Below are 14,980 nucleotides of genomic sequence, written 5' to 3' on the forward strand. Positions count from 1 at the left end.
TTATGTTGTTATACTATAACATTAAAAAATCGCCCGACCGGCCACTCCTGATGAGGAACACCTGATGCCCAATCGTCTCCCCGTTACCGTGCTGTCCGGCTTTCTCGGCGCCGGCAAAAGCACGCTGCTCAACTACGTACTGCGCAACCGCGAGAATCTTCGGGTCGCGGTGATCGTCAATGACATGAGCGAAATCAACATCGACGGCAGCGAAGTTCAGCGCGATGTCACCTTGAACCGCGCCGAAGAAAAACTCGTCGAAATGAGTAACGGCTGCATTTGCTGCACCTTGCGCGAAGACCTGCTGGAAGAGGTCAGCAAGCTGGCCAGGGACGGTCGCTTTGATTACCTGCTGATCGAGTCCACCGGTATTTCCGAACCTCTTCCCGTGGCAGAAACATTCACCTTTCGCGACGAAGAAGGTCAAAGCCTGGCCGACATCGCGCGGCTCGACACCATGGTCACGGTGGTCGACGGGATGAACTTTCTGCTCGATTACCAGGCCGCCGAAAGCCTCGCATCAAGGGGTGAAACCCTTGGCGAAGAAGACGAGCGTTCGATCACGGACTTGTTGATAGAGCAGATTGAATTCGCCGACGTGCTGCTAATCAGCAAGATCGATCTGATCAGCAGCGCCGAGCGCGAAGAGTTGATCGCGATCCTCAAACGGCTCAACGCCCAGGCGCACATCATCCCGATGGTCATGGGCGAAGTGCCGCTGAAACAAATCCTCAACACCGGCCGCTTCGACTTTGAAAAAGCCTCTCAGGCACCGGGCTGGCTGCAGGAATTGCGCGGCGAACACGTGCCGGAAACCACCGAGTACGGCATTGCTTCAATGGCTTATCGGGCGCGTCGACCGTTTCATCCGCAGCGCTTTTTCAGCTTCATAGATCAGCCGTGGGTGAACGGAAAACTACTGCGTTCCAAGGGCTTTTTCTGGTTGGCCAGCAAGCACCAGGACGCCGGTAGCTGGTCCCAGGCCGGTGGTTTGATGCGTCATGGATTTGCCGGTCGTTGGTGGCGCTTTGTGCCGAAAGCACAGTGGCCACAGGATCAGGAAAGTACCGCCGCGATCATGGAAAACTGGACCTCCGCCACCGGTGATTGCCGTCAGGAACTGGTGTTCATTGGCCAGAATATCGACTTTGCCAAACTCACCGCACACCTCGATAACTGCCTGCTCAATGATGACGAAATGTCCCTGGGCGTCGAAGGCTGGCGCCTGATGGCAGACCCGTTTGGTCCATGGCTCGAAGAGGAGGCGGCCTGATGTTGGCGCCGAGCCTGAAAGCGCGCCCGGTGATTCGCCAAGTACAGGACCAAACTCCTGACGTCTTCACGCAGATACTTCAAGACGGCACCAACCTAGCGCTCTGGCAGCGTCGTTTGCCGGCACATATCGCTGACTTCGGCGCATTGCTGTTATCGCTGAACGAGCCGCTGGCCGAGTCGTTGGTGGTGGAATTGGCGACTGACGACGCTGAACCCAATCTGCGTGGCCTGGCCGAAAGCTACAGTGACCTGGAGGGCCACGAAGGGTTTATCGCCGATGTTTCATGGTTGGTCAGCGCGTTTGCCTGCTTGCTGGGCGCAACGCGTATCGGCTTGCGTTTGCGGGTGCTGGATAACGCCATGTGCCCGCGTTTTCATGTCGATCATGTGCCGGTGCGGCTGATTACCACCTACGCCGGCATCGGCAGTCAGTGGCTCAGAGAAGGCGCCATGGATCGTAAGAATCTGGCCAGAGCGGAGGCCGAGCCGCAGAGCTGTGAGCAAATGCTCTGTGGTGAAGTGGCGTTGCTCAAGGGCGAGAAGTGGCACGGCAACGAGGGTTTCGGGCTGATTCATCGTTCACCACAACCCGCACCGGGTGAGCGCCGGCTGATCCTGACCCTCGACTGGCTCGGTTGATTCAAGGCGTGAGCCAAGCGCCCTGGCTTTGGCTTTCGCAGTACGGCTTGAGGTATGCCGCGTCTGTAGCCACGCCGTAATAGTGAATATCTTGCCGGTAAGGCATATTGGCAACTTGAGCGTTGCTGCACACTCCGAAGGCACCGCTGGGGCATTGCTCGAGGAATGCGACGTCGACCTTCTGCCCCGCGAGATTGGGCTGGCAGAAGCCGTCATGGAACATTTTCTCCGGGATGTTGCGGTTTTGCTGACAGACTTTGACGTCGAGCCGCTCCGCCTGGCTGTGAACCAAGCAGGCCTGGGCCAACGCTTCGCCCGAAGCGAAGGCCAACAGCAACGACAAGCCAATCAGTCGCATCCTTTTCCTCCCAAGAAACCGCTGAACATGTTGCAGAACATTCCTACTCACGTCATCGCCGGACCGTTAGGCGCCGGCAAGACCAGTCTGATCAAGCATCTGCTGACGCAGCGGCCGGCGAACGAGCGCTGGGCGGTGCTGATCAACGAGTTTGGTCAGATCGGTCTCGACGCCGCGTTGCTGACCACGGGCGCCGATGGTATCGCACTGGGAGAAGTGGCTGGCGGCTGTTTGTGTTGCGTGAATGGCGCGCCGTTTCAGATTGGCCTCGGGCGGTTGCTGCGTAAATCACGGCCGGACCGCTTGTTTATCGAACCTTCGGGGCTGGGACACCCGGCGCAGTTGCTCAAGCAATTAAGCGAAGTGCCGTGGCAGGGCGTACTGGCGATTCAGCCAAGCGTTCTGGTGCTCGACGCTCAAGCCCTGGCCGACGGAAAACCACTGCCAGAGGCGCAACAGCAAGCGCTACCGAGCGCGGGTCTGTTGCTGTTGAACAAGGCCGAGCACCTGAGCGATGAAGATCGCCAGCGCATCACCGCGCAGTTGCCGGAATGCCCGCTGTATTGGACGCAGCGGGGCGCTCTGGCATTGAGTGACTTGCCGGGTGTCAGCCGTCGAGCGGTCAAGGGTGTGGATAACTTCAGTGTGCCAAAAGGTCTGGCGCAAATGCCGGCAGTCTGGACTGATCCGATACAGCCGATTTGCCTGAGTCAGCAACAGGAAGGTGGCTGGAGCATTGGTTGGCGTTGGCACCCGAGTCAGTCGTTCGAACTTTCCCGGGTCCAGGCTTGTCTGGCGGCGTTGGACTGGCGCCGGGCCAAGCTGGTTATCCACAGCGCCGAGGGTTGGGTGTCGGCCAATTCGCTGGATAACGCCGCGCTGCGCTGGCAGCCCAGTGAATGGCGTCAGGACTCGCGCATCGAGCTGATTTTTGACAAGCCGCAGGATGCCGAATCACTGCAGAGGAAACTTGCGAGTTGCCGGGTGAGCCTGATTTAACGCGGTTCAGGGCTCAGTGACGCAGCTTGTTGTGGTCCTGGCGCCATTGACTCAGCTCGATCACCTCGGCGCTGGGCAGCACAGGTTTTTCTTCAAGCGGGATCGGGTAGGGTGCCAATTCGATCTGCGCGCTGTGGGCACCGAATTGGGTAATGGTGCCGATGTGACGCGTTTCTCCGGTCACGGTGAACTCAAAGTTATACACACGTGCCAGACGTCGCCGCCCGTTGGCGTCCTTCACGAAGCCGATTTTTTTCAACGCCACATTGCCGTCGAGCAATTCGATGTCGAGTTTGGCGCAATGCCGCTTGACCCGTTCCAGGGCCCGCTCGCGCAAGCCATGGTTGTGCCACAGCCAGGCGGCACCGGTCGCCAGCAGCATCAGCACGAAGATATTTCCAAGGGTCAGCATGAACAGTGCTCCAACGAATTAGCATCAGCTTAACTGTGTCTCTAGTCTGTCGTACAGGCCGCGATTAGTCGCATACTGCGTGGCTCGAATTTCAATCGGTTTACGGATATCCCGCATGAAACGTACTCCTCATCTGCTTGCCATCCAGTCCCACGTGGTTTTCGGTCACGCCGGCAACAGCGCCGCGGTATTCCCGATGCAGCGGGTCGGGGTGAACGTCTGGCCGCTGAATACCGTGCAGTTCTCCAACCACACCCAATACGGCCAGTGGGCCGGTGAAGTGCTGGCGCCGCAGCAGATTCCCGATCTGGTAGAAGGGATTGCGGCGATTGGCGAGCTGGGCAATTGCGACGCCGTGCTGTCCGGTTATCTGGGCAGTGCCGCTCAAGGGCGGGCGATCCTTAGCGGTGTGGCGCGGATCAAGGCGATCAACCCCAGCGCCTTGTACCTGTGCGACCCGGTGATGGGGCATGCGGAGAAAGGTTGCATCGTACCGGCTGAAGTCAGCGACTTCCTGCTGGATGAAGCGGCGGCGGTGGCGGACTTCATGTGCCCGAATCAGTTGGAGCTGGACAGTTTCTCCGGTCGCAAGCCGCAGTCATTGTTCGATTGCCTGGCGATGGCTCGCGCGCTGCTGGCGCGTGGCCCGAAGGCGGTGCTGGTCAAGCATCTGGACTATCCCGGCAAGTTCGCGGAGAGCTTCGAGATGTTGCTGGTGACGGCCGAAGGCAGTTGGCATCTGCGTCGTCCATTGCTGGCGTTTCCACGTCAGCCGGTGGGCGTGGGCGACCTGACGTCGGGTCTGTTCCTGGCGCGGGTATTGTTGGGCGACAGTCTGGTCGCGGCCTTTGAGTTCGCAGCGTCCGCAGTGCATGAAGTGCTGCTGGAGACTCAGGCCAGCGCAAGCTATGAACTGGAGCTGGTGCGGGCTCAGGACCGTATTGCCCATCCTCGGGTGAAATTCGAGGCGACGGCGATCAGTCTGTAACGTCGTCGTGGCAGGAAAGATCGCAGCCTGCGGTAGTTTCTACAGAGGCTGCGATCTGCACGGTGTCAGGCGTCAGCCTTGATTTCGCGATAACGCTGATCCAGTTCCTGACGAATCTGCCGACGCTGTTTGGCTTGGGCGTATCGGCGTTTATCTTCGCTGTTCTGCGGTTGCAACGGCGGGACCGCCGCCGGCTTACGCTGATCGTCGACCGCGACCATGGTGAAGAAGCAGCTATTGGTGTGCCGTACCGAGCGCTCGCGGATGTTCTCGGTCACCACCTTGATGCCGACTTCCATCGAGGTATTGCCGGTGTAGTTGACCGAGGCCAGAAAGGTCACCAGCTCACCGACATGGATCGGTTCGCGAAAGATCACCTGATCTACCGACAGGGTTACCACGTAGCGCCCGGCATAACGGCTGGCGCAGGCGTAGGCGACTTCGTCGAGGTATTTGAGCAGGGTGCCGCCGTGGACATTGCCAGAGAAGTTGGCCATGTCGGGGGTCATCAATACCGTCATCGACAGCTGGGCGTTTCCGGGTTCCATAGCACACTACTCACGGTTCAAGGCTGGGATTGCGGGAGCACCTCTGTGGGTGCCTGGCTGGTTTTTCAAAACCACCGTTAACGGGACGCCACGCCGATGATGGCCGTCACGCCCGAATCGATCTGTTTCTATATATTGCACCGCCTTTGCGCCCTAAGTCGCGGTGTTACCCTTCAAAAGCCCACCTCAAGGGCCCTTTCATCCGATCTGGTAATCGCTCAACGACGTCAGCACACCCAACCGCCAAGGAGCCCTCGCCATGCATGCCATCAGTTTTATTCAGGATCTGGCAGTGATCATGCTGGTTGCGGGTGTGGTGACCATTGTTTTTCATCGGCTCAAACAGCCGGTCGTCCTTGGCTACATCGTTGCCGGTTTCATCATTGGCCCGCACACCCCGCCATTCGGATTGATCCACGACGAGCAAACCATCAAGACCCTTGCCGAACTCGGAGTGATTTTCCTGATGTTTTGCCTGGGCCTGGAGTTCAGCCTGCGCAAGCTGTTCAAGGTCGGTGCCACGGCGTTTATCGCGGCGTTCCTGGAAATCGTGCTGATGATCTGGATCGGCTACGAAATCGGTCGCTGGTTTGACTGGAGCACCATGGATTCGCTGTTCCTGGGCGCGATCCTGGCGATTTCCTCGACCACCATCATCGTCAAGGCGCTCAACGACCTGAAGATAAAGAACCAGCGCTTTGCCCAGCTGATCTTTGGGGTGTTGATCGTCGAAGACATCCTCGGCATCGGCATTATTGCCTTGCTTTCGAGTATCGCCGTCAGCGGCACCGTGAGCTCCGGCGAGGTGTTTTCCACGGTCGGCAAACTCTCGCTGTTCATGATCGTTGCACTGGTGATCGGCATCCTGCTGGTGCCGCGTTTACTGGCCTATGTGGCGAAGTTCGACAGCAACGAAATGCTGCTGATCACCGTGCTTGGCCTGTGTTTTGGCTTTTGCCTGCTGGTGGTCAAGCTTGAATACAGCATGGTGCTCGGGGCGTTTCTGATTGGCGCGATCATGGCTGAATCCCGGCAACTGGTGAAAATTGAGCGCCTGATCGAGCCGGTTCGCGACATGTTCAGTGCCATCTTCTTTGTTGCGATCGGTCTGATGATCGATCCACAGATTCTGCTTCAGTATGCCTGGCCGATTGCGGTGATTACCGTCGCAGTGGTGCTCGGCAAGATGCTCTCCTGCGGCCTCGGGGCGTTTATCGCCGGCAATGACGGACGCACCTCACTACGAGTCGGCATGGGCCTGTCGCAGATTGGCGAATTCTCTTTCATCATCGCGGCGCTGGGCATGACCTTGCAGGTCACCAGCGATTTCCTTTATCCAGTGGCGGTCGCTGTTTCGGCCATCACCACCTTGCTGACGCCGTACCTGATCCGTGCCGCCGATCCGCTTTCGTTGAAGCTGGCTGCAGTTATCCCGCAGCGTTTGGGTCGCGTGTTGGGGATGTATGGAGAGTGGCTGCGCAGCATTCAACCGCAGGGCGAGGGTGCGCAGCTGGCGTCGATGATTCGGCGGATTCTGTTGCAGGTCGGGGTCAATCTGGCGCTGGTGATGGCAATCTTCTTCTCGGGCAGTTTTTTTGCCGAGCGGATTTCCGGCTATCTGCATGCCTGGATCAATGATCCGAGCTGGCAGAAGGCACTGATCTGGGGTGGGGCGTTGCTGCTGTCGCTGCCATTCCTGATTGCCGCCTATCGCAAGCTGAAGGCGCTCTCGATGTTGCTGGCGGAAATGGGCGTGAAGCCGGAGATGGCGGGCCGCCACACGCAACGAGTGCGTCGGGTGATCGCCGAGGTGATCCCGATTCTCTCGCTGCTGGTGATTTTCCTGCTGCTGGCAGCCTTGTCGGCCAGTATCTTGCCGACCAACAAGTTGCTGGTACTGATTGCCGTCGTAACCGCCACAGTGGCGGCCTTGCTCTGGCGCTGGTTCATCCGCGTACACACGCGGATGCAGGTCGCCCTGCTGGAAACCCTGGATAACCACAAGGATTCGTCCGGGCATTGAGGGCTGGTTAACGAGCCGTAGCAGCTGGTGTAGCTTGCGTCCGGTTGCGTAGCGACCGTAAACCGGGCCACTCGGTTAACCTGAAACACCTCTTTGCCTGATTTTACGACTGCTACGCAGCCGGACGCAGGCTACGCCAGCTGCTACAGACCACGGCAGATCAGCTTTCCAGCCAGACGTCCCGGGCCCAGTGCCACACCGATTCCCAGGTTTCTTCGGCCAACAGCTCTTCTTCGGCCAGCCACAGCACCACGGTGCCGTCTTCTTCGACCAGGTAGTAGTTGTCACCGTCCTGGCAGATCGGAATCATGCTGCGATCAACACCGGCATCCCAGGCGTTGGCGGCAACGTCCGGCAGGTAGGTGTGCGATTGCGGGTCGGTGACAGTCACCGGTTCCAGGCTGCCGTACACGACGTCGCTGACGGTCAGCAGGAATTCTCTGAAGACGAACGGGATATCGATGAACAGTTGTTCTTCGATTTCCACCAGCAGGTCTTCGTCTGGCAGCTCCAAGGGCACCGGTACCGGTTCGTTGGCTTCTCGCAGTTGTTCGATGATTTCTTCCACGTCCGGGATCCTCTTGCTCAATGGCGCGGTTTGGTTGGGGCGGTTTATACAGTAGCTCGCTATAGATGCAACTGCGAAATAGAAAACCCCAGACAAGTCCGGGGTTTTTATTACAGCATGCGAAACGAGGGCGGTATTAGCCGTTCTGACGGATACCAGCCACCAGCCAAGGCTGGTTTTCGCCTTGCGGACGTTCCATGTTCCAGCTTTCGCTGAACACTTCGCCCTGGTCGAAGCGCGAGTTTTTCGACACGCCCGTGAAGGTCAGGGTGGCGATGGTCTTGTCTGCGCGATCATCCACGCCGTCCAGTTGAACGTGGAGGTTGTCGATGTAGGTGGACTGGAAGCCGTCACCCAGATCGGCACGTTCGCGTTTGAGGAACTCCAGCATTTGCGGGGTCACGAACTCGGCGATCTTGTCCATTTCGTTGGCGTCCCAGTGCTGTTGCAGGGACTGGAAGTGGTTGCGTGCGGCTTCAACGAAGCGCTCTTCGTTGAACCAGGCCGGAGCGTTAATCACCGGACGAGCGGCAGCAGGGGCAGCCGAACCGCCGAAGATCGAACCCATGGCCGGCTTCTGTTCGTACACTTCACGCTGCATTGGCGCGCCCGCAGGGGCCATATGCTCTTGTTGCTTGCGGCGACGAGCGGCGATGAAGCGGAAGATCACGAACCCGATGACCGCCATGATCAGGATGTCGAAAATCTGCATGCCCTGGAAGCCGCCACCCATGAACATGGAGGCCAGCAGGCCGCCGGCAGCGATACCGGCCAGAGGGCCGAGCCAGCGCGAAGCACCGCCAGCTTTGGCGGCAGCGCCTGCGGCACCCGCAGCACCGGCGGTCGCGGCAGCAGAACCCATGCCTGGCGAGGACGGCGCCATTTGGCTGGTCTGGTGGGTAGGCGCAGCGCCTACGCTTTTGCCGCCACCGAAGCGCTTGGCGTTGGCGTCGAGGCTCATCGTCAGGCCGATGCACAGCGCCAGGGCGATGCTAAGAAAACGTTTCATAAAGGGAATTCCCATTTGTGGATGGCACGCGCGCCATGTTGCACAGGTGAAGTGACACTGGCTAGCGGCAGAGTGTTTCGGGCTTTTGCCTGACAGGCTGCGTTCAGCTCCGTCGGTACAAGTAGGCGCCTAAATCTTTGTTTGTAGGGCAAGTGGATTGGTTGAGCAGGAACATTGCTTAACGTCGCAATGCCAACATCACCACGCCTGCCGTGATCAGACCGATTCCACCCCATTGGCGCAGGTCCAGCCGCTCACCCAGCAATACCGCGCCCAGCACGGCCACCAGCACCACACTGAGTTTGTCGACGGGTGCTACCAGCGAGGCTGGCCCGAGTTTCAGCGCACGGAAGTAGCAAATCCACGAGGCACCGGTTGCCAGGCCAGACAGCAGCAGGAACAGGTAGCTCTTGGCGGATATCGATCCTAATGACTGATATTGGCCCGTTGCGTACAAAATCAAGGCCAGGCTGACTAATACCACGATCGTGCGTAGCAGCGTGGCGAAGTCCGAGTTGACGTTTTCGATGCCGACCTTGGCGAAAATCGCCGTCAGCGCTGCGAATGCCGCGGATAACAGGGCCCAGAATGTCCAGGAAGAAAAGAAGCCCGAGCCCATGTGTATTGCGCCTTCTATCAGATCAACCTGTGGGAGCCTGCAGTTGGATACAACGCAAGATTTTGTGGGAGCGAGCCTGCTCGCGATGGCGGCACTGCGGAGTATCGGAGCACCGCGTCATCGTTCATCGCGAGCAGGCTCGCTCCCACAGAAAGCTATCAGACAGATAGCCGTTAGATGGCCTCGAGCTTGGCGTAGCCGAGCATCAGCCACTTGCTGCCTTCGCTGAAGTTCACTTGCACCCGGGCCTGCGCACCGGCGCCTTCAAAGTTGAGGATCACCCCTTCACCGAAGACTGCATGTTGCACTTGCTGACCGAGGCTGAACGCGGTTTCCGGGATTTCCGTGCCGGCGAACATGCTGCTCGAGCTTTGCTTCTGGCCGCCACCGAATGGACGGCTGACGCTGTTGGACAGCCGCACTTCCTGAATAAGGCCTTTAGGTACTTCACGTACGAAGCGTGAAACCTTGTTGTAGGTTTCGCTGCCGTACAGGCGTCGGGTTTCGGCGTAGGTCATCACCAGGTTTTGCATGGCCCGGGTAATGCCGACATAAGCCAGACGGCGTTCCTCTTCAAGGCGGCCGGGCTCTTCCAGGCTCATCTTGTGCGGGAACAGGCCTTCTTCCATGCCCACCAGGAACACGTAAGGGAACTCCAGGCCTTTGGCGCTGTGCAAGGTCATCAGCTGAATGCTGTCTTCATGCTCGTCGGCCTGGGTGTCGCCGGCCTCCAGCGAGGCATGGCCGAGGAACGCGGCCAGTGGCGTCAGGTCTTCGTCTTCCTCGGCGCTTTCAAAGTTGCGCGCCGCACTGACCAGTTCCTCAAGGTTTTCTACCCGCGCCTGACCTTTCTCGCCTTTTTCCGCTTGGTGATAGGCAATCAGGCCGGACTGCTCGATGACGGTCTGAGTCATCAGGTGCAGTGGCATTTCAGCGGTGGTGGTCGCCAAGTGCTCGATCAACTCGATGAACGCACCCAGTGCGCCGGCTGCGCGGCCGGTTAGGCCTTTATTGGTCACCAGCTGACGCATGGCTTCCCACATCGACACATCGCTGTGACGAGCGTGGTCGCGGATCGCTTCGACGGTTTTTTCGCCGATGCCACGGGCTGGAACGTTGATCACCCGTTCCAGCGCCGCATCGTTGCCACGGCCTTCGAGCAACCGCAGGTAAGCCATGGCGTTCTTGATTTCAGCCCGCTCGAAGAAGCGCTGGCCGCCATAGATGCGGTAAGGAATGCGTTCACGCAGTAAAGCTTCTTCCAAAACCCGCGATTGGGCGTTGGAGCGATACAAAATCGCGATATCGCTGCGCGCCATGCCGGTTTTCAGCGCACTTTCGATGGTTTCCACCACGTAGCGTGCTTCGTCATGTTCGTTGAACGCGGCGTACAGGTTGATCGCTTCGCCTTCGCCGCCGTCGGTCCACAGCTCTTTGCCCAGACGCCCGGTGTTGTTGGCGATCAAGGCGTTGGCGGCCTTGAGGATCCCGGCGGTGGAGCGGTAGTTCTGTTCCAGGCGAATGACTTCCGCGTCCGGGAAGTCGGCCGAATACTGGTGAATGTTCTCGATTTTCGCGCCGCGCCAGCCGTAGATCGACTGATCGTCGTCGCCAACCACCATCAGGCTGTCGCCGCCCTTGGCCAGCAGACGCAACCAGGCGTACTGCACGGCGTTGGTGTCCTGGAATTCGTCCACCAGCACATGGCGGAAACGTTTCTGATAATGAGCCAGCAGGCCCGGATGATCGCGCCACAGGTCGAGGGCGCGCAGCAGCAGTTCGGAGAAGTCGATGACGCCCGCGCGCAGGCACGCGGCCTCATAGGCTTCATAGATGCTGCGCATGGTGGCCAGGAACAGATCGCCGCTGGCTTGAATATGTTGTGGGCGCAGGCCTTCGTCTTTCTGCCCGTTGATGAACCATTGGGCCTGACGGGCCGGCCAGCGTTGCTCGTCGAGGCCCAGTTCGCGGATCACCCGCTTGACCAGACGTTGCTGGTCATCGCTGTCGAGGATCTGGAAAGTCTGGCTCAGGCCGGCTTCCTGCCAGTGCGCCCGCAGCAAGCGGTGCGCCAGGCCGTGGAAGGTGCCGACCCACATGCCGGCCGGGTTGATACCCATCAGCTGCTCGATGCGATGGCGCATCTCGGCGGCGGCCTTGTTGGTGAAGGTCACCGACAGGATCGAGTGTGGCGAGGCGTTCTCGACCTGGATCAACCAGGCGATACGGTGCACCAGCACACGGGTTTTACCGGAACCAGCACCGGCCAGGACCAACTGACGACCCACGGAGGCAGCTACGGCCTGACGTTGGGCATCGTTGAGGGAGTTCAGCAGAAGGGAGAGATCATCGCGCATCAGGGCATTCTAGGGCGCCGCGCCACACCGGGCAAACCGAGCTTTGCATTAACCGATGAAAGAAGCGCAGGGGACGACCGGTCAGTCATTCGTTGCAAGCCCTGATAGGCCGCGCTTCTGTGGTTTTGAACGCTGGCAACGGGCCATTTGTTTTGTCGGTTTTATGATCTGGAGCAGTTTGGTCCGGGCCATTGCTTGTGTATGCTCCATCGACATTTCGGGTTCATCACGCTCACCCTTATAAGAACAAGAATATTGCCTATGACCCTCAGCCCCAGCCTGTCGGGCCCTTCTGTGGAACCGCGGGTTATCCGCAAACAGTACGCCATGGAGATGGCGGTCGAGCGCACGCGTCTGCTGTATCAGGGCTCGTTGCTGCCCACGCTGTTCATGTTGATCAATGGTCTGGTCTGCGCCGGGTTGCTCTGGAACCCGCAGCGCTACTTCCTGGTGAGCATCTGGCTGATCTGGTTACTGTCGCTGGTGGCGCTGCGGGTGATTCAGGTCGCAGCCTTCGACTCGGCGATGCCCAGTCGTCAGGCGCAGCCAGTCTGGCGTCGAATGTTTCTGCTGGGTTCGGCCATGACCGGCCTGACGCTGGCCGGTGCCGGTATTGCCCTGGTGCCCACCGACAGCTTCCTGCAACAAGCCTGGGTATTCGGCCTGATCGGCGCGGCAACCCTCTCGGCCAGTGTCGCCTATGCGGTGAGCCTGCCGGCCTTCCTGTCGTTCACCTTGCCGTGTCTGTTACCGGCGATCGGTTATTTGTTCTGGGGCGGCGATGAACAGCAGCAAGGCTGGGGTTGGCTCGGGCTGATTCTGTTGGGCTCTCTCAGTGTGGTCGCGTGGCAGGTCAACCGGCTGATCCAGCACGGCTTGATGCGGCGTTTCCAGAATCAGGCACTGATCGAGCACTTGCAGCAGGCACAAAGCCACAGCGAGCAGCTTAATCAGGAGTTGGCGCGGGAAATCGAACAGCGTCGCCACGCCGAAGAAGAACTGCGTGAGGCTCAGGTCGGTCTCGAAAGCAGGGTGGCCCAGCGGAGCCGCGAACTGGACGCCGCCAACCAGGCCCTGAGTAAGAGCGAAGCGCGGCTGGCGCTGGCGTTGAAGGCCAGTGAGCTGGGTCTCTGGGACTGGAACCTGCAAACCGATGAGGTGCATCACACCCAACTCAAGGAGTTGTTCGGCATTGAGCCGGAATTCGTCACGGCGATGCTCAGTCATTTGAAACCGCGCCTGCACCCGCAGGACTTGCCGCCGCTGCGGCGGGCGCTGGTCGAGCATTTGAAGGGCCGCACCGAGGATTATCAGATCGAATACCGCGTGCGCCATGGCGATGGCCACTGGGTCTGGATCGAAGACCGCGGGCGGGCAGTGGAGAGGGGGGCCAATGGTCGGGTGATCCGGATGGTCGGCACTCGGCGTGACATCAGCGTCAGTAAAGGGCTTGAAGAGCAGCGACAACTGGCGGCGACGGTATTTGAAGCCGCCAGCGAAGGCATTGTGATTTTCGACCCGGATTACGCCCTGATCGCGGTCAATCAGGCGTTCAGCCGGGTCACCGGGTATCAGATTGAAGATTTGCTGGGGCGCAATGTGGTCGAGCTGCCGTGCAGTCGTGACGCCCGGCGGCACTACTCGGTGATCCATCAGGCGCTGGAACAGCAGGGCAGTTGGCAGGGTGAGTTGGTGGAGGCGCGCAAAAACGGCGAGCTCTATCCACAATGGCTGCAACTGAACGTGGTGCGCGATTCTCGGGGAAATGTCAGTCATATCGTGGGCTTTTTCGCCGATCTGTCAGCCCGCCGTGAATCCGAAGAGCGCATGCGCTACCTGACCCACTACGACGAACTGACCGGGCTGGCCAACCGCTCATTGTTCCGCGAGCGCCTGCATGAAGCCCATCAACGCGTGCGCCAGGGCGGCCGGAGCCTGGCGCTGCTGCACATCAACCTGGACCGCTTCAAATTGCTCAACGACAGCCTCGGCCATGAAGTCGCCGATCAGATGCTGCAGAAAATGGCTCGGCGTCTGGTCAATGCGCTGCCGGAGGCCGACACCATTGCGCGTTTGTCCGGCGACGAGTTCGCGGTGCTGTTCGACGCTTATGGCAACCTGTCGAGCCTGGCGCGGGTCGCCACCCGATTGTCGGCCAAGTTGCGCTTGCCGCTGACTGTTGAAGGGCATGAGCTGGTGGTCAGTGCGTCGATGGGCATCAGCATGTTGCCGGACAACGCGCGGGAAATTTCCGCGCTGGTCAGCCAGTCAAACATGGCCATGCAACATGCCAAGCATCTGGGCGGGAACAATTTCCAGTTTTACACCGACAGCCTGCAGGCCAGCACCCTTGAGCGCTTGCAGCTGGAGAACCAACTGCGCAAGGCCATCGAAGAGAAGCAGTTGAAAGTGTTTTACCAACCGAAACTCTGCCTCGCGACTGGCCGGCTGAACGCCGCCGAAGCGTTGGTGCGCTGGGATCATCCGACCATGGGGCGGGTTCCGCCGGGGGATTTTATCGGTCTGGCAGAGGAAGTCGGGTTGATCGGCGCCATTGGCGAATTCGTGCTGCGCCAGGCCTGTTGGCAAGCGTGCGAGTGGCAGCGTCAGGGACTGGAGCCGATTCGGGTTTCGGTCAATCTGTCGGTCCACCAGTTGCGTCAGGGCAAGCTGGTCAGCCTGGTGCGCCAGGTGCTTGAAGAAACCGGCCTGGCGCCGCACTACCTCGAACTGGAGCTGACGGAAAGCCAATTGCTGGACAGCGTCGAACACATCATCGCGACCTTCCAGCAGTTGCGCGATCTGGGTGTGAAGCTGGCGATCGACGACTTTGGCACGGGGTATTCGTCGCTGAGCTACCTCAAGCGCATTCCCGTGGACTACGTGAAGATCGATCAGGCGTTTATCCGTGGGTTGGGTGAGGGCGGTGAAGACGCGGCGATCACCCGGGCAATCATTGCCATGGCGCATGGGCTTTCGCTGAAAGTGGTGGCGGAAGGTGTGGAAACCGCGGAGCAGCTGGCATTCCTTGAGGCTGAGTCCTGCGATGAGGTGCAGGGCTATCTGATCAGCCGTCCGGTGGAGGCGTTCAAGCTTGCGAACTTGTTAAGGGGGGAGCGCCCGGAGTGAGTTTTATTTCTTTATGTACGGAAAAAGCCTGCCAGTTAATATGATTAGCCTGGCAG

13 protein-coding genes are annotated in these 14,980 nt (G+C 59.5%); 6 read left to right on the plus strand and 7 right to left on the minus strand.

Going from position 1 to position 14,980, the window contains the following annotated elements; all coding sequences use genetic code 11:
- Nucleotides 1–64: 64 nt before the first annotated feature.
- Both zigA and AC1DHT_RS06485 read left to right on the plus strand, forming a co-directional pair.
- Nucleotides 65–1,273: a zinc metallochaperone GTPase ZigA gene (gene zigA / locus AC1DHT_RS06480; protein WP_427541306.1), complete on the plus strand. Its 1,209-nt coding sequence runs from the start codon at nucleotides 65–67 to the stop codon at nucleotides 1,271–1,273.
- Nucleotides 1,273–1,914: a DUF1826 domain-containing protein gene (locus tag AC1DHT_RS06485; protein ID WP_427541303.1), complete on the plus strand. Its 642-nt coding sequence runs from the start codon at nucleotides 1,273–1,275 to the stop codon at nucleotides 1,912–1,914. Before zigA ends, AC1DHT_RS06485 begins: the two co-directional genes overlap by 1 nt.
- A gap of 1 nt (nucleotide 1,915) precedes the next feature.
- On the opposite strand, the gene AC1DHT_RS06490 is transcribed toward AC1DHT_RS06485, so the two are convergent.
- A complete protein-coding gene (locus tag AC1DHT_RS06490) occupies nucleotides 1,916–2,272 on the minus strand; it encodes an NADH:ubiquinone oxidoreductase (RefSeq protein WP_427541300.1) in 357 nt (118 codons plus the stop codon).
- 27 nt (nucleotides 2,273–2,299) lie between these two features.
- Here AC1DHT_RS06490 and AC1DHT_RS06495 point away from each other — a divergent pair, with 27 nt between their 5' ends.
- Nucleotides 2,300–3,271, plus strand: a complete 972-nt coding sequence (locus AC1DHT_RS06495; RefSeq protein ID WP_427541298.1) for a CobW family GTP-binding protein — start codon at nucleotides 2,300–2,302, stop codon at nucleotides 3,269–3,271.
- 13 nt (nucleotides 3,272–3,284) lie between these two features.
- On the opposite strand, the gene AC1DHT_RS06500 is transcribed toward AC1DHT_RS06495, so the two are convergent.
- Nucleotides 3,285–3,683, minus strand: a complete 399-nt coding sequence (locus AC1DHT_RS06500; RefSeq protein ID WP_427541295.1) for a DUF3301 domain-containing protein — start codon at nucleotides 3,681–3,683, stop codon at nucleotides 3,285–3,287.
- Nucleotides 3,684–3,798: 115 nt separating this feature from the next.
- Between AC1DHT_RS06500 and pdxY the strand changes: the two genes are divergently transcribed.
- Entirely contained in the window at nucleotides 3,799–4,671 is an 873-nt protein-coding gene (pdxY, locus tag AC1DHT_RS06505) for a pyridoxal kinase PdxY (protein WP_427541292.1), read from the plus strand.
- 65 nt (nucleotides 4,672–4,736) lie between these two features.
- Here pdxY and AC1DHT_RS06510 read toward each other — a convergent pair whose 3' ends face one another.
- Nucleotides 4,737–5,219, minus strand: coding sequence for an acyl-CoA thioesterase (locus tag AC1DHT_RS06510; protein ID WP_019694342.1), 483 nt, complete (start codon nucleotides 5,217–5,219; stop codon nucleotides 4,737–4,739).
- Nucleotides 5,220–5,478: 259 nt separating this feature from the next.
- Between AC1DHT_RS06510 and AC1DHT_RS06515 the strand changes: the two genes are divergently transcribed.
- Nucleotides 5,479–7,242, plus strand: a complete 1,764-nt coding sequence (locus tag AC1DHT_RS06515) for a cation:proton antiporter (RefSeq protein ID WP_427541289.1) — start codon at nucleotides 5,479–5,481, stop codon at nucleotides 7,240–7,242.
- Nucleotides 7,243–7,402: 160 nt separating this feature from the next.
- Here AC1DHT_RS06515 and AC1DHT_RS06520 read toward each other — a convergent pair whose 3' ends face one another.
- From AC1DHT_RS06520 to uvrD, 4 genes are all read right to left on the minus strand, one after another.
- The gene (locus AC1DHT_RS06520; protein WP_019694340.1) at nucleotides 7,403–7,810 is read right to left on the minus strand and encodes an SMI1/KNR4 family protein; all 408 of its coding nucleotides are present in this window, start codon (nucleotides 7,808–7,810) and stop codon (nucleotides 7,403–7,405) included.
- A gap of 136 nt (nucleotides 7,811–7,946) precedes the next feature.
- Nucleotides 7,947–8,819, minus strand: a complete 873-nt coding sequence (locus AC1DHT_RS06525; protein ID WP_123584394.1) for a Tim44 domain-containing protein — start codon at nucleotides 8,817–8,819, stop codon at nucleotides 7,947–7,949.
- A 178-nt stretch (nucleotides 8,820–8,997) separates the two neighbouring features.
- On the minus strand, nucleotides 8,998–9,438 hold the full coding sequence (locus AC1DHT_RS06530) for an EamA family transporter (protein WP_019694338.1): 441 nt from the start codon (nucleotides 9,436–9,438) through the stop codon (nucleotides 8,998–9,000).
- A gap of 173 nt (nucleotides 9,439–9,611) precedes the next feature.
- The gene (gene uvrD, locus AC1DHT_RS06535) at nucleotides 9,612–11,795 is read right to left on the minus strand and encodes a DNA helicase II (protein ID WP_427532878.1); all 2,184 of its coding nucleotides are present in this window, start codon (nucleotides 11,793–11,795) and stop codon (nucleotides 9,612–9,614) included.
- 261 nt (nucleotides 11,796–12,056) lie between these two features.
- On the opposite strand from uvrD, the gene AC1DHT_RS06540 reads away from it, so the two are divergent.
- A complete protein-coding gene (locus tag AC1DHT_RS06540) occupies nucleotides 12,057–14,924 on the plus strand; it encodes a putative bifunctional diguanylate cyclase/phosphodiesterase (RefSeq protein ID WP_427541285.1) in 2,868 nt (955 codons plus the stop codon).
- The last annotated feature ends 56 nt before the right edge of the window (nucleotides 14,925–14,980 follow it).

This window comes from Pseudomonas sp. 05N432 (genome assembly GCF_056396945.1).